The organism is Bacteroides sp. AF20-13LB, assembly GCF_003603065.1.
Classification (GTDB): Bacteria; Bacteroidota; Bacteroidia; order Bacteroidales; family Bacteroidaceae; genus Bacteroides; species Bacteroides uniformis.
Genome location: NZ_QTMH01000015.1, coordinates 54914 through 72249 on the forward strand (window position 1 = coordinate 54914; position 17336 = coordinate 72249).

At 47.8% G+C, this 17336-nt stretch carries 15 protein-coding genes; 7 read left to right on the plus strand and 8 right to left on the minus strand.

Annotated features, from left to right (window positions below; all coding sequences use genetic code 11):
* Positions 1–8 precede the first annotated feature (8 nt).
* From DWX62_RS17635 to DWX62_RS17655, 5 genes are all read left to right on the plus strand, one after another.
* Entirely contained in the window at positions 9–395 is a 387-nt protein-coding gene (locus tag DWX62_RS17635; RefSeq protein WP_117681590.1) for a lipocalin family protein, read from the plus strand.
* Positions 396–407: 12 nt separating this feature from the next.
* On the plus strand, positions 408–623 hold the full coding sequence (gene xseB / locus DWX62_RS17640) for an exodeoxyribonuclease VII small subunit (protein ID WP_005829741.1): 216 nt from the start codon (positions 408–410) through the stop codon (positions 621–623).
* A 53-nt stretch (positions 624–676) separates the two neighbouring features.
* On the plus strand, positions 677–1696 hold the full coding sequence (locus DWX62_RS17645) for a branched-chain amino acid aminotransferase (protein ID WP_005833410.1): 1020 nt from the start codon (positions 677–679) through the stop codon (positions 1694–1696).
* 155 nt (positions 1697–1851) lie between these two features.
* On the plus strand, positions 1852–2610 hold the full coding sequence (trmB, locus tag DWX62_RS17650; protein ID WP_117681592.1) for a tRNA (guanosine(46)-N7)-methyltransferase TrmB: 759 nt from the start codon (positions 1852–1854) through the stop codon (positions 2608–2610).
* Between the two features lie 74 nt (positions 2611–2684).
* Positions 2685–3785 (plus strand): Mrp/NBP35 family ATP-binding protein, encoded by a 1101-nt coding sequence (locus DWX62_RS17655; protein WP_005829749.1) that lies wholly within the window; start codon positions 2685–2687, stop codon positions 3783–3785.
* Positions 3786–3876: 91 nt separating this feature from the next.
* Here the strand turns inward: DWX62_RS17655 and DWX62_RS17660 are convergent, their stop codons facing one another.
* Together DWX62_RS17660 and DWX62_RS17665 are read right to left on the minus strand one after the other, a co-directional pair.
* Entirely contained in the window at positions 3877–5697 is a 1821-nt protein-coding gene (locus tag DWX62_RS17660) for a M56 family metallopeptidase (RefSeq protein WP_117681593.1), read from the minus strand.
* 2 nt (positions 5698–5699) lie between these two features.
* The gene (locus tag DWX62_RS17665) at positions 5700–6062 is read right to left on the minus strand and encodes a BlaI/MecI/CopY family transcriptional regulator (protein ID WP_005829755.1); all 363 of its coding nucleotides are present in this window, start codon (positions 6060–6062) and stop codon (positions 5700–5702) included.
* A gap of 289 nt (positions 6063–6351) precedes the next feature.
* Between DWX62_RS17665 and DWX62_RS17670 the strand changes: the two genes are divergently transcribed.
* Positions 6352–7890, plus strand: a complete 1539-nt coding sequence (locus tag DWX62_RS17670; protein WP_035450112.1) for a Gfo/Idh/MocA family oxidoreductase — start codon at positions 6352–6354, stop codon at positions 7888–7890.
* Positions 7891–7954: 64 nt separating this feature from the next.
* Here DWX62_RS17670 and DWX62_RS17675 read toward each other — a convergent pair whose 3' ends face one another.
* Positions 7955–9856 carry a TlpA disulfide reductase family protein gene (locus DWX62_RS17675; RefSeq protein ID WP_035450111.1) on the minus strand — a complete coding sequence of 634 codons (1902 nt, stop codon included), beginning with the start codon at positions 9854–9856 and terminating at the stop codon, positions 7955–7957.
* Between the two features lie 146 nt (positions 9857–10002).
* Between DWX62_RS17675 and DWX62_RS17680 the strand changes: the two genes are divergently transcribed.
* Positions 10003–11070 carry an SGNH/GDSL hydrolase family protein gene (locus tag DWX62_RS17680; RefSeq protein WP_005833392.1) on the plus strand — a complete coding sequence of 356 codons (1068 nt, stop codon included), beginning with the start codon at positions 10003–10005 and terminating at the stop codon, positions 11068–11070.
* Between the two features lie 220 nt (positions 11071–11290).
* Here the strand turns inward: DWX62_RS17680 and DWX62_RS17685 are convergent, their stop codons facing one another.
* From DWX62_RS17685 to DWX62_RS17705, 5 genes are all read right to left on the minus strand, one after another.
* On the minus strand, positions 11291–12529 hold the full coding sequence (locus DWX62_RS17685; protein ID WP_005829766.1) for an ABC transporter permease: 1239 nt from the start codon (positions 12527–12529) through the stop codon (positions 11291–11293).
* Positions 12529–13710, minus strand: a complete 1182-nt coding sequence (locus DWX62_RS17690; RefSeq protein ID WP_080650777.1) for an ABC transporter permease — start codon at positions 13708–13710, stop codon at positions 12529–12531. Before DWX62_RS17690 ends, DWX62_RS17685 begins: the two co-directional genes overlap by 1 nt.
* 24 nt (positions 13711–13734) lie before the next feature.
* On the minus strand, positions 13735–14724 hold the full coding sequence (locus DWX62_RS17695) for an HlyD family secretion protein (RefSeq protein WP_035450104.1): 990 nt from the start codon (positions 14722–14724) through the stop codon (positions 13735–13737).
* Between the two features lie 45 nt (positions 14725–14769).
* The gene (locus DWX62_RS17700; RefSeq protein WP_008664221.1) at positions 14770–16236 is read right to left on the minus strand and encodes a TolC family protein; all 1467 of its coding nucleotides are present in this window, start codon (positions 16234–16236) and stop codon (positions 14770–14772) included.
* A gap of 121 nt (positions 16237–16357) precedes the next feature.
* Positions 16358–17236: a hypothetical protein gene (locus tag DWX62_RS17705; RefSeq protein WP_005829777.1), complete on the minus strand. Its 879-nt coding sequence runs from the start codon at positions 17234–17236 to the stop codon at positions 16358–16360.
* Positions 17237–17336 lie beyond the last annotated feature (100 nt).

Sequence of the window (17336 nt, forward strand, 5' to 3'; positions counted from 1 at the left end):
GAACAAAGATGAAAACACAAAATTTGTTTCTTATGCTGATGGTCATGGCATTTAGTTTTATTTCATGTACGGATGATAAGGTCGAAATTTCTCAACTGGTAGGTAAGTGGATTGCGAAAGAACCAGTTTTGCAGGACGATTTTGTGACCAGCTACACTTTTAATGCAGACAAGACCTATGAAGTTTATACCGGAAGCCCGTTCTCTAACGGAGTCCCTTTTCGTGGAACTTATATCATAAGTCTTGATGAAAAATTGATTACGTTGTATGATAAAGAGGAACATTATACTGAACAATATCATATTTTGAAACTGACGTCCAAGGAGATGAAGTGGGAGAACGCATCGCCCAAAGACGGGAATTCTGACAAACGGCTTGAGAAGTACAACGATTAATTAATTTCAATTATGCCAGTAACCAAGAAAAAAGAGACCTACTCCGAAGCCATGGCACGTTTGGAGAAAATTGTCAGCCAGATAGACAACAACGAACTGGAGATAGATGTGCTTGCTGAAAAAATAAAGGAAGCAAACGGAATTATAGCATTTTGCAGCGATAAATTGACCAAAGCTGACAAGGAAATTGAAAAATTACTGTCGGAGAAGTGGGAATCTGAAGAATAAAAGCTATTTTTGTTGCAAAATGTACGTAATAGAAGTAACTAATACTTTGAGATATGAAAGAACTTGATTGGGCTAATCTGCCGTTCGGATATATGAAGACAGATTACAATGTGAGAATTTACTATCGTAACGAACAATGGGGCGAACTGGAAGTTTGCAGTGAGGAAACCATTCCTATGCACATGGCTGCCACTTGTTTGCACTACGGTCAGGAAGCGTTTGAGGGTTTGAAGGCTTTTCGTGGCAAAGACGGTAAAGTGCGTATCTTCCGTTTGGAGGAGAATGCAGCCCGCCTGCAATCCACTTGCCGTGGCATCTTGATGCCGGAACTTTCTACGGAGCGTTTCAAAGAAGCTATTCTGAAGGTGGTGAAGCTGAACGAGCGTTTCATTCCGCCTTATGAATCGGGTGCTTCTCTGTATATCCGTCCGTTGCTGGTGGGTACCGGTGCACAAGTAGGCGTACATCCTGCCAGCGAATATCTGTTTGTGGTGTTCGTGACCCCGGTAGGTCCTTACTTTAAGGGTGGATTCTCAACCAATCCGTATGTCATTATCCGCGAATTCGACCGTGCTGCCCCATTGGGTACCGGTATTTATAAAGTAGGTGGTAACTATGCAGCCAGCTTGCGTGCCAACAAGAAAGCGCACGATTTGGGTTATGCCTGTGAGTTCTATCTGGATGCCAAGGAAAAGAAATACATGGACGAATGTGGTGCTGCCAACTTCTTCGGCATCAAGGACAATACGTATATCACTCCGAAGTCCACTTCCATCCTGCCCTCCATCACCAACAAGAGCCTGATGCAGCTGGCAGAGGATATGGGCATGAAGGTGGAGCGCCGTCCGGTTCCCGAAGAAGAGTTGCTGACTTTCGAGGAAGCGGGTGCCTGCGGTACGGCTGCCGTTATCAGCCCCATCGAACGTATTGACGACGTAGAGAACGGCAAGTCATATGTTATTTCCAAAGATGGAAAACCGGGACCGGTATGTACGAAGCTTTACAACAAGCTGCGTGCCATCCAGTATGGTGACGAGCCAGATACTCATGGTTGGGTAACGATCGTTGAATAATACGGTAATGTCTATCGTATAAGACTTGCCGGGACTTTGTTTTTATACTTTTAGGCACGGATTGCGCGGAAAGCACGGATAGATTGAAGAGAGACCGTGAAAATCCGTGTAATCCGTGCCTAAAATAATATGTTTTATGTTTCAATGCTTCTTAAATGGGAAAGAACAAGTTAGAGAAGTTTGCCGATATGGCGAGTTATCCGCATGTTTTCGAGTATCCGTATTCCGCGGTAGATAATGTGCCGTTTGACATGAAAGGGAACTGGCATGGGCAGTTTTTCAAAAACGACCATCCTATTGTTCTGGAACTGGGCTGTGGTAGGGGAGAATATACTGTCGGATTGGGACGTATGTTTCCCGAAAAGAACTTCATCGGAGTGGATATAAAAGGGGCTCGTATGTGGACGGGAGCTACCGAGTCGCTGCAATCGGGCATGAAGAATGTGGCCTTTCTGCGTACGAATATCGAAATCATAGACCGCTTTTTTGCTCCGGATGAAGTGAGTGAAATCTGGCTTACTTTCTCGGACCCGCAGATGAAGAAGGCTACAAAAAGGCTTACTTCCACTTATTTCATGGAGCGCTACCGCAAGTTCCTGAAGAATGACGGTATCGTTCATCTGAAGACGGACAGTAACTTCATGTTTACCTATACCCGGTACATGATTGAAAGAAACCGGTTACCGGTGGATGTGATGACGGAAGACTTGTACCACTCCGGCATGGCTGATGAGATACTCAGCATCAAGACCTATTATGAACAACAATGGCTGGATCGTGGTTTGAATATCAAGTACATCAAGTTCCATCTTCCGCAAGAGGGCGAGTTGCAGGAGCCGGATGTGGAGATAGAGCTGGATGAGTACCGCAGTTATAACCGTAGCAAGCGTAGCGGATTGCAAACCAGCAAATGATGCGAATCAGTGGTTAAAAATACTACTGATTCGCATAAAAATAGTAAATAGTAAATCGTCAAATAGTACATACAATGACATTATATCCAAAATTAATCCTTGATGCATTGGCAACAGTGCGTTATCCCGGCACCGGAAAGAATCTTGTTGAGGCTGAGATGGTGGCCGATAACATGCGGATTGACGGGATGAAGGTCAGCTTCTCGTTAACATTTGAGAAACCGACTGATCCGTTCATGAAGTCAATGGTGAAGGCTGCCGAGACAGCTATACATACGTATGTTTCTCCTGAGGTGGAGGTTGTGATTACGACTGAAAGCCGTCAGGCGGCACGTCCGGAAGTGGGTAAGCTATTACCCCAGGTGAAGAATGTTATCGGAGTGTCTTCCGGAAAAGGTGGGGTAGGCAAGTCCACGGTTGCTGCCAACCTTGCCGTGTCTTTGGCAAAGTTGGGTTATAAAGTAGGTCTGCTGGATGCTGATATCTTCGGGCCTTCTGTTCCAAAGATGTTCCAAGTGGAAGATGCCCGTCCGGTGGCAGAGAACATTGGTGGACGTGACTTGATTGTTCCGATAGAGAAGTATGGCATCAAGTTGCTTTCCATCGGTTTCTTTGTAGACCCCGACCAGGCCACTTTGTGGCGGGGAGGTATGGCAAGCAATGCCTTGAAGCAGCTGATTGGTGATGCCGATTGGGGAGAACTGGATTATTTCCTTATCGACCTTCCTCCCGGAACGAGCGACATTCACTTGACAGTGGTGCAGACTTTGGCACTGACAGGAGCTATCGTTGTTAGCACGCCGCAGGCTGTGGCGCTGGCAGATGCCCGCAAAGGCATCAATATGTTTACCAATGATAAGGTGAATGTGCCCATTCTCGGTTTGGTGGAGAACATGGCTTGGTTCACGCCTGCCGAATTGCCGGAAAACAAGTATTATATCTTTGGAAAAGAAGGCGCAAAGAGACTGGCTGAGAAAATGAACGTACCCTTGCTGGGACAAATTCCTATCGTACAGAGCATCTGTGAGAGTGGTGATAAGGGGACTCCGGTTGCTTTGGATGAGAATACGGTGACCGGGCGCGCTTTCCTGCAACTGGCTGCTGCCGTAGTCCGTCAGGTAGACCGCAGAAATATGGAAATGGCGCCGACGCGGATTGTGGAAGTGCATAAATAAACATGGATGTTTTCCTTATGAAAAGGAGCAATTGCCCGTCGTCGGGTAACTGCTCCTTTTTCATTTAAACTTGTTTAGAGAGAGAATTAGTTTATTTAGTTGGAGTAACAGTGGCATTCTGAACAGCAGGGCTTTTCTCCGGTTCTTGCAGACGGAACATGATGGGGACTGTATATTTTACGTTTACAGCTTGTCCTCTTTGCATGCCGGGCTTCCACTTGGGCATGATAGTAGTCAGACGGATTGCTTCAGCGTCTAGCAGTGGGTCGGCACCACGGATTACTCTGGGGCAGATGATGTTCCCTTCTTTATCCACTATAAACTGTATGACCACTCTTCCCTGAATCTTAGCTTTTTGTGCGGCTACCGGATATTTGATATTTTTGCCGATGAATTCCATCATTGCGGACATGCCGCCGGGATATTCCGGCATTTTTTCTACGACTTCGAAAACGGTTACTTCCTCCGGGTAGGTTGCCTCTTCGGGAGCATAACCCACTACCACCATTTCATCTATTTTGCTTTCAATGGGAGCATACTTAACCTGTGTATTGTTTTCCGTCAGACGGAACATCACGGGAACTGTATATTTTACCCGCACGGCTTCTCCTTTTTGTGTGCCGGGTTTCCATTTGGGCATGGCACTGATTACGCGTACGGCTTCTTTATTCAATTCCGGGTCAATGCCGCGCAGTATTTTTACATTGGTAATACTGCCATCCTTCTCCACTACAAATTGCACGGTAGCCCGTCCTTGCGTACCTTTCTTCATGGCTGCTTCCGGATATTTGATGTTCTTGCTCAAGTATTCCATTAGTGCAGACATGCCTCCGTCGGGGAATTCGGGCATGTGTTCCACTACCTCAAAAATCGGATTGTCGAGAGTATCCTTATCCACTACCTTTCCTTTGTAAGTCACTGTTTTCGTATCTTGTTCCGGTAGGGGAGCTACTTGAGGGGCTTGAACTTCCGGTACCGCTTGTCCGGTTTTGGCGTCTACAGCCTCTATGACTTCCGCTGCAATCTTCTTTGTGGTACGCGCCACTGCTTCGATATTGCTGATAATCATAAGTAAGGCTGCCAAGGGAAGGAACATCAGATATTTAGTCCTTCCTATTCCTTTTGTTCTCTTTTTGTTCATCATTTTGATGCGTTTTTTTAAAGGTAAAACATTGAAACTGTTATAGATAGTTGCTGCAGCCTTTTGATGTGACAATCCTAGCAGATGGTACTGGTAGGTTTTGGAGTCATAGCCGTTCTCCAATACGCGGGCATCGGCCATATATTCCAGATTGGTGCGGATTTCCCGTTTCATGAGCCAGGCAAAGGGATTGCACCAGCAAAAAATGCACACTAGTTCACTGATGATGACATCAATGGAGTGCCATTGCCGGGCGTGTGTCTGCTCATGGGTCAATATTTCGTTGAATTCCTCTTCCGTATGCGAGGACGGATGGATAAAAATCCAGTGGAAAAAGGAGAAAGGCCCGTCTGCTTTGGGAAGCAGATGTATATTTGTGTTGCCTATTTGTACCTTGCGGCATCGGCATGCCAAGTGGATGATGCCCGCCAGTTGCATGACGAGGCGTATCATCAGCAATGCCACTATTCCCCAATAGGCGATATTGGCATATTCTGAAAGGATGCTTTTCCAGTCGGTAGGAGCCGCTTCGGTGCCTATTGTGAGTTCCGGTAGCACAACGCTGGCATAGAGGTCTGCCATGGCCACCATCGGTTCCTGCTCCGTAATCCACGTTTGTATGTTCAGCAGAGGTACGGCGGCAGAAACGGCAAAGAAGCAGAGCAGTGCGGTTCTGCGCCAGCCGAAAAACGTGTCTTTGTAGAAGAACAGCCGATAGAATGCATAAAACAGTACTATCGCTACATTCACTTTCAGAAAATAGGCTAACATGTTTACTCCTTTCCTTTCTCTATCATGTCTATAATGTCTTTCAGGTCATTGGCCGAAATCTTCTGGTCTTTGGCGAAGAACGAAACCATTTCCTTATAAGAATTTTCAAAGTAGTTGCGCACAAAACCGCTCATAAAGGTACGTTTGTATTCGCTTTCGCGTATAAGCGGGGTATACTGGTAAGTGTTGCCTACACGTGCGGCACGGATATACTGCTTGCGCTCCAGGTTTTTCACAATAGATGCTACAGTTGTGTAGGGAGGCGCCGGTTTGGGATATTTGGCAACAATGTCTTTTACGAAGCAACTGCCCAGTTCCCAAATGTACAACATTGCTTCTTCTTCTTGTATCGTTAACTTTTCCATGGATAAAGTATTTAAATGAATTCAATGCAAATCTACGAATATTTCGTAAGCCAACATCAAACAGTGAGTTAATTAATCTAAATGTTCCTGCTGTGTGTATATTCTTTTGCCAGATTGAAAAGAACATGGCTGTTGATAATCTTCTTTTGGCTAAGATTGTCTATCTTTGCAGAAGAAGCGAAGACTGGCGGCACCTCAGCATAAAAAATGAACGGGTTCATTTTATTCTGCATTCGGTTTGCGCTGTCTTTGTTGCAATGAATTCTTTTACCTTAAATAAAGCAGAAATATGGGAACAGTTAAATCGTTGTTGCTGGGAATGTGCTTCGTATTGGGTGCATGCACAAGCCAGACTTCTACTGTGCAAACCACAGAGAAGGGAACTCAATGGGAATGGCAGAATGGTACCATTGTTGTCAAAACTCCCGAGCGTCCGGCAGGACAGAAGAGTGTATTGGGACTGACTACTCCGAAGTTGGAGGCAGTCCGTGTGGGTTTTGTTGGTTTGGGTATGCGTGGCCCCGGAGCAGTGGAGCGTTTCACTTATATTCCGGGTACGCAGGTAGTGGCTCTTTGTGATTATGAAGAGGCCCGTGCAGATAAATGTCAGGAGCTCTTGAAGAAGGCATCCATGCCCAAAGCCGCCGTCTATTCCGGTGACAAAGGATACGAGGAACTCTGCAAACGTGATGATATAGATTTGGTTTATATTGCTGCAGACTGGCTGCATCACTTCCCCGTTGCCAAGTGTGCGTTGGAGAACGGAAAGAATGTAGCGATAGAAGTACCTTCGGCCATGAACCTGCAGGAATGCTGGGATTTGATTAACTTGAGTGAATCTACCCGTAAGCATTGCTTCATTCTGGAGAACTGCTGCTATGACTGGTTCGAGATGAATACGCTGAACATGGCGCAGCATGGCGTGTTCGGTGAAGTTATCCGTGCGCAGGGTGCTTATATACATAATTTGAGCCCGTTTTGGGACCATTATTGGAAGAATGGAGAAAATGACAAGCTGGGCTGGCGTTTGGACTACAACATGAAGCATCGTGGTGACGTGTATGCCACCCATGGCCTTGGCCCGGTGGCGCAAGCACTGGATATTCACCGTGGTGACCGTATGGAAACGTTGGTAGCCATGGATACCAAGTCTGTAGTGGGCAAGGAGCTGGTAGAAAAAAGAACCGGCGAGGAGTGCAAGGAATTCCGTAACGGTGACCATACCACGACCATGATTCGTACAGCCAATGGAAAGGTGATTGAGATTCAGCACAATGTAATGACACCACAGCCTTATAACCGTTTGTATCAGCTTACGGGTACCAAGGGATTCGCCAACAAATATCCGGTAGAAGGGTATGCGCTTGACGCTGACCAGCTGAGTGCATCGGGCATTCAGCCCAAAGTGGATGATTTGAATTCACACGGTTTCCTGCCGGAGACGGAGATGGAGGCACTCGTGGAGAAATACCAGCATCCCATTTTAAAGAAGTACGGTGAGATGGCGAAGGAAGTAGGAGGTCATGGTGGCATGGACTTCGTGATGGACAGCCGTCTGGTATATTGCCTGCAAAACGGTCTTCCTTTGGATATGGATGTATACGACCTTGCTGAGTGGTGCTGCCTTGCAGAATTGGGAGAACTTTCTATGGACAACGGTTGTGCGGCTGTGGCATTCCCCGATTTCACCCGTGGTGAATGGAATGTGGTGAAGGGCTACAAGCATGCATATGCAACTCCGGAAGAGGAAGCGGCTGCTATGGAGAAGGCAAAGGCATTTACTGCTAAACTGAAAGAGCAGGGAGCCAAGGAATGGGCTGAAAAGTAATAGCGGTATATTGATAAAACAAAAAACAGCAGGTGATAAGCCTGCTGTTTTTTTTATCAGTTTGTCATTTAGTCACTTTCAGCAACTCTTCCTTCATCTTCTCCACTCCCGGAAAGCCGGTTTGTCTGAACGTGGTGTTTCCTTTGCGGTCTACAACCAGATAAGTCGGTACCCCTTCTATCTTGAATACGTCCGATAGGTATTTCCATTGGGCATCTGTCAGACGGAAATGTTCGCCGTGGATGTCGGGAATCATATTCTCCCAGGTCTTCAAGGGGGAGGTTTCGCCGGTGATGTACAGATATAGGATATCCTTGTCTTTCAGTTCCTCCTTCATGGGGGTCATCGTCTTGTTTGCCATACGGCATGGACCGCACCAAGTGGCCCAGAAATCTACTAACAATACTTTTCCTTTGAATTTGCTGATGATAGAAGTGAACAAATCTTCGTTGCTGACGTTGGTGTCCACTTGGTTGATGGTGTAGCCCGTCTTTTTCTTGTTGGCTTCGAGTTGTGCCAGCAGTTCGTCATTGGCGGCAGTCAGCATTTCACGGTATGCGGCGGGCATGGCGGCAACGATGGCCTTTTGCTCGTCGGTGAGCGGGGTGAAGTTCTTGATACCCCGGTAGAGGGTGACATTACGGGCTATATCGAAGAAGATACCTTTGTCGGTTCCCCAGGCTTTGGCCAATTCTCCACTCCGTTCGACATCCCTTGAAGCCATTTGTACATACTGGTTGGACAAGACTGCCTGCGGCACATTCAATATACTCATATCTTCGTCGGACACGTAGTTGGCGGGTACTTTCCGGGCAAGTTCCTGATAGTAGTTGTTTGCTTCCTCCCGTTTGATGAGATTGGCGTGTAGGGCAGCCGATGTCAAGATGCTGGCAACGGAAGACAGCATGGCATTTGTAATCAGTTTGTTATTGATAGTCAAAAGTTGTCGGGTAGAAGCACTATAAGGCAACTTGTCTATTGCTTCTTGTGTTTCGTCGGATATTTGAAGTACGTATGCTTTGGCTGCATCAATATCCTTGCCAGCCAGTGCAGCTATGTTTTGATAGAGCTTGTCTTGCATGTCGATGCTGAGGTGGTTTCCGTTCAACTCTTGTGCCACGGTTTCCAGCGGTCCGTTGATATATACCATTTCTCCATAGGGTTTCCCTTCGCTGTGGAATTTAGACTTGCGCCGGGAAGCTTCGCGTAGATTGACGTATATTTCTGTTGTCTTGCCGGGTTCCATGAAGAACTGGAGCATATGCTCTCTACCCAAATATATGGTACATGGGGTAGTGCCGGGCAATGTTACTTCTTTGGTGAAACTGCCGTCAGGCTGGATGTCGAGTGGTATGTCCGTGATGTCTCCTTTGATATTCTCCCACACGGCAATACTGATTGGCATTCCCATATTGGGGCGTGAATCCAGGAGTTTTCCTTTCAGCATGGCTTTTCCGTATTGGATGACCGGTTCGGGAAGTTCGGCATTAGGGTCGGCTTTGTGTACTACGGCGTTCTGGGGAAGTGCCAGTTCCGGCAGTTTCTTGCTTTTCAGTTGTATTCCCCAGATGCTGAATCCGTTTTCCACCTTTTCGCCTTCGGTGAAGTCGAAGGAGGTAGCATTGTCGGATAGGGGAGGAAAGACCAGCTGGAATTCCGCTTCGCCCGATTCGGGCATCCAAAATTCTTTACCTGGTATGATGCCTATACCGGAACGCAGTTGGTAGGTTTCTCCGTTATTGTCTGTCAGGTAGCTGTCGGGTGCAATCTGTATCCAGTACTTGGGACGATACTTGGCATAGATGTGGAGCACGGTTGCCGTGTCACTGATGACTACTTTACTCACTTCGATGGAAGTCGTGTTTCTTACGATAAACGGTGGTTGGTCAATCACACGGTTTTTGGCTTGCAGGGTACAGCAGATGCACAGCAGGAAGCCTGCTAAGAGGAAATGGATGTGTCTCATATGAATTGTTTTCTGCGAAAATACGAATGTTTCGTAAAGAAACAAGCATGTGGGAGTTAATTGATGTAAAATACTTCCATTTCTTCGTTTTTCAAAGAAACCTTGTATCTTTGCCATCTGATACTTAACACTTAATATCTTGTCATATGAGAACCAGAATTCTTTTGATGGGCTTGTTGTTGGCCGCTGTTGCCAATGCCCAGACTATCTATCATGATGCTTCCGCCTTCCCCCTTCTGGGCAAAGCAACAGAATCTACCCTTACCCGCTATGAGCGTCTGCCGGACTCTCTGCAGAACATCTCCCGCAAGCCATTGTGGGACTTAGGCCGCAACAGTGCCGGACTCGCCGTGCGCTTCCGTTCCAACTCTACAAGCATTTCTGCCAAATGGGAAGTAAGGAACAATATGAGTATGAACCACATGACACCGACCGGCATTAAAGGCCTCGACCTCTACTGCTTGCAAGACGGCAAGTGGATATTTGCCGGTAGCGGACGTCCGCAGGGCAAAATCAATAAGGCGACTATCGTAAGCAATATGTTGCCCGAGGAGCGCGAATACCTTTTGTACCTTTCTTTATATGATGGGGTTACCTCGCTTTCCATCGGCGTGGATTCTTTATCCGCCATTACCCCGCCGGCAGTAGACTTGCCGAAACGTGAGAAGCCGGTGGTATTCTATGGTACCAGCATCTTGCAGGGAGGCTGCGCTTCCCGTCCCGGCATGGCGCATACCAATATTCTGGAACGTTGGCTCAATCGTGAGTGCATCAATCTGGGATTTAGCGGCAATGCCTTGCTCGACCTGGAGATTGCCGATGTCATAGCCGGTGTGGACGCTTCTATGTTTGTCCTCGACTTTGTGCCCAATGCTACCGTGGAGCAAATGAGAGAGCGTGCCGATAAATTCTATACCACTATCCGCAGCAAGCATCCCGATACGCCTGTCCTTTTCGTGGAAGACCCTCTCTTTACCCACTCTCCTTTTGACACCAGGATTGCCAAGGAGGTAAAGGACAAGAATGAGACATTGAATGCCTTTTTCCGTTCTTTGAAGCAACGTGGAGAGAAAAACATCTATTTCCTTGCTTCCCGTGACATCATCGGCCACGACGGGGAGGCTACAGTAGACGGCATTCATTTTACCGATTTGGGCTTTATGAGGTATGCTGAGATACTTTACCCGATATTGGAGAAACACATGCGACCGTAATTAGGTATTACAGCCCCGTTTGTCTGTTTGCTGCCTTGCCGATGCTGTAGGGCAACTATTTGTTTCCTTTAACAAAACAGTCTGTTTCCTATAAGGGAACAGACTGTTTCAATATGGCGAACAAACTGTTTTTATATATTGGAACAAATTGTTCTGATACGCTGAAACAAAGTGTTCAAACGCATGTGAACACTTTGTTTCGTAGGCTTGGAACAATGTGTTACGCTTCTATACTCTTATGCTTCTTATACTCTTCAATCACATGTTTCCTGCTCTGCAATATCTGCCAGCGATATACCAGGCACGTGGTGATGAAGTAGAAGCCCGTTTGTATCCATAGTGCCTGGTACTCGAAAGAGACTTCATTGAGTGTGGCTCCCATGCTGTTGATGCGTACGTAGCCGTTGATGCCGAAGGTAGAAGGGAAGATGTACGAGAAGTACTTCCAGAAAGCGGGCATAGCAGCTCCCGGCCATGAAATGCCGGAGAGGAACAGCAGCGGCACGGAGGTGAACACGAACAGCAGCATGCACGTTTCGCGGTTGCGGATGGCAATGGATGCTGTCATGGCAAAGAAAATACAAGCGGCCAGGTAGGGCAGGGTGAACAGAGTCAGGACACCGGGTATCGCTATTTGGTTGAGGCTGAAAAGCCATGGAACCACACACAGTATATATACCGATACCAGTGAATATACCATGAAGTAGCTCAGCCCTTTTCCCATCACAATGCGTAGTGTGCCGTTGTAGTGGCGGTTGATAGGCACCAGGTCGCGGAAGCGGTTCTGTTCGCGTGCCGTCCCGGCAGACAAGCCGATGCCGAGTAGCAGCGTTTGCTGGATAATCAATACCAATACTGCCGGAATCAGGAAAGCGGCAAATCCGTTGGTTGGATTATAGAGGGCGACATCCTCATACTCTATCGGGTAGGCGGTAATCTCGTCCTGGCGGTCGGTGGTATTGGCGCTTCGCTCCACTTTGATGTCTGCGTTCATGGCAAGCGACACGTTGGTGTTGGCAGTCAGCAAGGCTTTGTAATACAGCAGTCCGCTCATGTCGCAGAAGATGCTGACCTGCGTTTGCTTACCGCGTACAATGTCGTCGCTGAAGGTGGAGGGGATGTAGATAATACCGTATGCCCTGCGGTCCTTCAACATCAGTTTGGCTTCTTCCATATCAGCGCAGTAGCTCACGAGGCTCACTTCGGGACTGGAGTCCACTTTCCGCAGGTATTCGCGGCTCAACGAGGAGCGTGAGTCATCCACCACGACAGTGGGCACTTCGTGGATAGTTTCGTTGGTATAGATGAAAGCGTATATCAACGGATAGACCAACGGAACGAGCACGAAGAAGATGAGCACGCCCTGGTCGCGGAAGGTGGTGCCGAATTCCCGTTTCCATATATAGAACAAGTCATGAATGCCTTGTATCACTTTCTGTCTGAACGTCAGGTCTTTCATTAGGGCATGTATTTATAGTAAACCAACGCTCCTTTCAGCCTATGGGCTATGAGGAACGGGAGCATCATGAAAATAAGCAGCGCTACGTAGTTGACCCACGAGTAAATCATGGGGTATCCATTCAGTGCCTGGTCCACATAAATCAGGAAATAGTGGCGCAGGGGGAACAGATTTGCCAATGCCTGCAATACGGGGTGCATGCCCATGGCAGGGAATGACAATCCGCACATGGAGAAAGAGAGTACGCCCCATAGGGAAGCGAAACTGAGTCCCAGACGCAGGGTAGGCAGGGTTCCTATCATCAATATTCCCATGCCTTGCGATGCCAGCACCAGGCAAAGGGTGGCAAGCAGCATCGGCAGGATGCCGCTGTTGCAGGGAAAATGGAGGAAACCGTAGAGGTATACATTATATAATATTCCCATCAGGAAGAAGATGGCGGTATGCGGCAGCAGTTTGCCGGCAAGGGAAATCCAGATGGAGTTGTTGCCCATGCGCAGCCATTCGCGGGCGGTGCGGTCTTTTATCTCGACTCCGATGGAATAGACGGTTACCATGAAGATAAGCAGCATCAATACGCCCGGTGCAAAGGTGTTGCACAGATATACGGAGTAGTTCAGCCACGGGTTATTGAGTGGATGCGTATCTATGACGATGGGTTGGAGGAAGGCCATCGCTTGTTCCTCGGTAGCTCCTTTGGCATATAGGGTGCTACGTGCTGCGGCACCGGATGCCAATTCGCTCATCATCTTCATGTCCTTGAAGAGGAGTGAACCTGCGATGAGCAGGGTATTGTTTGTATAGAAAGAGAGTTTGGGCTGCCGTCCGGCCTGCGCTTTGGCAGAGGTACCTTCGGGAATGTAGAAGAAACCGTAAATCTCTCCGCGCTGCATGGCGGTACGGGCTTCGTTGACGGTAGGGTAGCGGGCGACGACGGCTGTCTGCTCAAAAGCGTCCAAGTTACGTATCAGCTGGCGTGAAGTGGCACTCATGTCTTGGTCCACCACACCTACGGGCATGTCCGTAGGAAGCCCGGAGTCCATCAGCGTGGTGAAGAATATGTAGCAGAACAACGGTGCTATCACCATACAGAACAGATAGAGCGGACGGGAAACAAGACGGCGGCATTCGCGTCTTGCTACATTCCACAAAGCCGTATGTTTCTTATTTCTTTCCATCATCCTCTCCAATAACTCATAACTCCTTTATTTCTTCAATACAACACTCATTCCCGGACGCAGTCCTTCCACCTTCTCTTGCGGAGCGGCTTTTACTTCGAATGTTTTCAGGTCGAACTGGCCGGTAGTCTTGGTCGCTTTCCAGGCGGCATATGTGCCGAGGTCTTTCATATAGTACACTTTCAGGCGGATATTCTTATCGAGTGCAGGGATGAACGCCTCGAATTCGGTATTCATACCCAACCCTTGCAGCAAGTCCTCGCGTACATTGAAGGTTACCCACATATCGTCCAGAATGGCGATGTTCATAATGGGAGCACCCGTGCCCACGAGCTCGCCTACTTTGGGGAATATTTCGGATACCTCACCGGCAGTCTGTGCAATCAGGTAAGTTTCCTTGATGTACGATTCAACTTCGGCCACAGCTCCTTTGGCACGTTCCACCAAGGCAGCGGCAGCGGCTTTGTCCTCGCGTTCCGCACCGTTCTTGGCCATATCATACTGGGCTTTGGCGGCTTTCTCCGTAGCCCGGGCTGCATTGCGTTGGGCGGTAACTTCGTCAAGCTTTTGTGTAGACATCACGCCTTGGTCGTGCAGGTTCTTCACACGCGTGTAGGATTTTTCGGCAATCTCCAGTCCGGCCAGTGCCTTTTGCCACATTTCATAGGCAGCTTGTATCTGTTCCCGACGGGCGCCTTTCAGAGCTTTTTCGTTCTGGGCTTGGGCTGCCGATTCGGCGGCGCGTGCTTGTTCCAGTTTGGCCTGCACGTCCGGAGCCTCCAAAATGGCAAGGGTGTCTCCGGCTTGTACGCTTTGTCCCTCTTTTACACGAAATTCCAGAATACGTCCCGGCACTTTGCTCGATACTCGATACTCCGTTACTTCTGCTTGTCCTTGCACAATTTCCGGCCCTTTACGCAACATGAAGAAACCTACAAGGGCAACGATGGCAATCACTCCCGTCAGCGTGAGGAATGCCAACAACATGTTACTGTTTTGTGATTTTGTATCCAACATATTATTTACTATTTGACTGTTTACTATTTACGATTGAAGAAACTATCAATTATCAATTGTCAATTCCCCCGTTGCCTTTCTCAGATAGATTTCCGTCAGTTTTACGTCAATCTGTGCGTCTATCTTTTCCGATTGGGCAGAAAGCCATGCGGTGTGCGCTTCGAGCACATTGCTGGCAGGTATAACGCCTTCCTCAAAGCCAAGTGTGGCGTATCTCAGGTTCTCGTTGGCTTTTTCCAGGTTCTTTTCGGCCATGGTCAGTTTCTTGGCAGCTTCGTTCACTTGGAAAGCCGACTGGTTGACCTGCAGCTCTATCTTTTCTTTGGCGTCATCCAACTGGTATTGGGCGATGCGTGCTTCCGATTTGGCTGCTTTTACTTTATAGATGCCTTCGCCCCAGTGCCAGATGGGTACCGACACCATGACACCCACATTCCACATCCCCTTGAACTTTTTCTCGAAACTGTTGAAGACGGAAGGGTTGGTTGCCATATAGCTGCCCATTAGTGCTATGGAAGGAAGATATTCCGAACGGGTGACATTTACTTTCTGCTTATAAATCTGCGTGGCAAGTTCCAGGCTACGCACTTCGGGACGGGTAGCATAAACATTGTTGATGTCGATGGCACCGTTTTCCGGAGTAGTGGGAGCCAGGTCTTCCTTCTGTTCGTCTGTGAGCATGACGGGAGTGGAAAGGTCGAGACCACACAATTGGCACAGCAGCATCCGGGCAAGGCTCAGGCCATCGGTTACTTTGGTCAGGGTCATTTCGGCCTCATTCACTTTTACTTTGATGGAGAGTCCGTCTGCTTTGGTGGCAACGCCTTCGGCAATCATTTTGTCAACGTCGCTGTCGAGCTTCTGCAGTAGTTTCAGATAACCTTCTGCCAGCTTCTTTTTATGGGCAAGGGACACTACCTGCCAATATGCCTGGTCTGTACTCAGGATTACTTCCTGCATACCGGTGTTGTGCTGCTGGCGGGCCAGCTCTTCGGCGTATTTGGTAATTTTGTTGTAGGCACGTATCTTGCCGCCCATATATAGGGGTTGGGTCAAGGTCAGTGCGCCCGCATACATGTTGCGGGTGTCTGTACGAAAGGCGTCAACCAAGGATTGGCCTGCACCGTCGAGGGCACCTACCAGGCTTTGTCCTAAAGCCGGCAATTGGCCTGCCAGTTCTGGATGAAGCTGTGCGATGACTTGGGCAGCCTGCTGTAACGGTCCGCTGAGACTTGTACCCAATCCGGACAAGGCTCCTTTCTGAGCGTCGCTGAGGATGGACAACTCTTTTTGACTGCGCATATATCCGCCGCTGGCCGAAATGTTGGGAAGGTAATTAGTAAATGCCGCTTTCCTTTGATAGTGGGCAGCGTTGATTTTTTCCTGGCTTATCAGCAGTTCTTTGTTGTTGGAGATTGCCAATGCACGGCAACTATCCAAGCTTAATGCTTCCTGGGCCTTCATGGGGAAGGATAGGTATGCCAAACAGATGAAACAGAAGAACTTTTTCATTGGGCTATACATTAATTAAGGTGATGAATCTGTTGTTTATACAGCAACAATAATTGCATAAACAACGATGCAAATGTATAGGCTTTCAATGATATTGCAAAATAATTTAGATTTTTTTGTATTAATTCAAGCTGAATGATTGCGAACCGATAAGGGTACCGTCAGCAAAAATGTCTACGCGGTAGGTGCCTGCATAGAGGTATTCTTCTACATCCCAATATACGGTGACGGCTTGCTCTTCTCCGTTGTATTCTATATACTTCTTGATGGAATATACCAGTTCCCGGTTCTCGTATGGGAAGGTGTTCGAGGAACTTTTGGTCAGCACGTCATTGTCCGGTTTGGTGATGCGGATGTAGAGGGTACGTTCGCCGGTCTCTGCAGTGATGTTTTTCACGATGGAGAAGTTTATTTTGAACTTCACGATGTCTTTCACCTTCTTGGCAGTCTTGCCGCGTTTGTTTGTGGGCTGCACAGAGATGTTGGTGGCGTCCAGTTGGGCGGCAAGTGTCACGGTCTTGGTCAGGTTCTTCTTCTCTTCGGACAAGTTGCTGATTTGCCGGGAAGCGGCGTTGTACTTCTTGGTGACATCGGCTATGATTTCCTTCTGTTGAGCAGTCAGGCGGTTTAGCGAGTCAATCTGGTTGATATAGCCTATCATGACTTTGCGGAGAGAGGCCAGTTCCTTCTTCAGACGGCGTATCTCGGTGGCATTGCTGCTCTTCACGGTGCGGAGTTCTTCCAATAAACGTTGGGTCTTCAATTGTTCCTGCTCCAAGAGTACGGAGAGGGAGTCGTTGGAGACTGTCAACTTCAGCTCGTCATATTGTCTGGCGAAGTCTGTGTATTGATTTTCAAGGTCTTCTTTATCCAGATTGAATTCCATCACCAGTTCCTTGTTGGTTTGCTTTTCGGAAATCAGCAGAATGGTAACTCCTATTAATAATAAGATAAGGAGGCTGCCTGCCACGATGAGAAGTGTATTCTTCTTAACTGCCATTTTTGATAATGATTAATGGTTAAGTGATTAATGGTTGGTGGCTGATTATTCGTCCTACATTCATTAATCGTCCGCAAAATTAATCATTAATCATTAATCA

Coding starts and splice junctions, on each gene's coding strand:
- DWX62_RS17635 (WP_117681590.1), top strand. CDS start 9: ATGAAAACACAAAATTTGTTTCTTATGCTGATGGTCATGGCATTTAGT.
- xseB (WP_005829741.1), top strand. CDS start 408: ATGCCAGTAACCAAGAAAAAAGAGACCTACTCCGAAGCCATGGCACGT.
- DWX62_RS17645 (WP_005833410.1), top strand. CDS start 677: ATGAAAGAACTTGATTGGGCTAATCTGCCGTTCGGATATATGAAGACA.
- trmB (WP_117681592.1), top strand. CDS start 1,852: ATGGGAAAGAACAAGTTAGAGAAGTTTGCCGATATGGCGAGTTATCCG.
- DWX62_RS17655 (WP_005829749.1), top strand. CDS start 2,685: ATGACATTATATCCAAAATTAATCCTTGATGCATTGGCAACAGTGCGT.
- DWX62_RS17660 (WP_117681593.1), bottom strand. CDS start 5,697: ATGTTAGCCTATTTTCTGAAAGTGAATGTAGCGATAGTACTGTTTTAT.
- DWX62_RS17665 (WP_005829755.1), bottom strand. CDS start 6,062: ATGGAAAAGTTAACGATACAAGAAGAAGAAGCAATGTTGTACATTTGG.
- DWX62_RS17670 (WP_035450112.1), top strand. CDS start 6,352: ATGGGAACAGTTAAATCGTTGTTGCTGGGAATGTGCTTCGTATTGGGT.
- DWX62_RS17675 (WP_035450111.1), bottom strand. CDS start 9,856: ATGAGACACATCCATTTCCTCTTAGCAGGCTTCCTGCTGTGCATCTGC.
- DWX62_RS17680 (WP_005833392.1), top strand. CDS start 10,003: ATGAGAACCAGAATTCTTTTGATGGGCTTGTTGTTGGCCGCTGTTGCC.
- DWX62_RS17685 (WP_005829766.1), bottom strand. CDS start 12,529: ATGAAAGACCTGACGTTCAGACAGAAAGTGATACAAGGCATTCATGAC.
- DWX62_RS17690 (WP_080650777.1), bottom strand. CDS start 13,710: ATGATGGAAAGAAATAAGAAACATACGGCTTTGTGGAATGTAGCAAGA.
- DWX62_RS17695 (WP_035450104.1), bottom strand. CDS start 14,724: ATGTTGGATACAAAATCACAAAACAGTAACATGTTGTTGGCATTCCTC.
- DWX62_RS17700 (WP_008664221.1), bottom strand. CDS start 16,236: ATGAAAAAGTTCTTCTGTTTCATCTGTTTGGCATACCTATCCTTCCCC.
- DWX62_RS17705 (WP_005829777.1), bottom strand. CDS start 17,236: ATGGCAGTTAAGAAGAATACACTTCTCATCGTGGCAGGCAGCCTCCTT.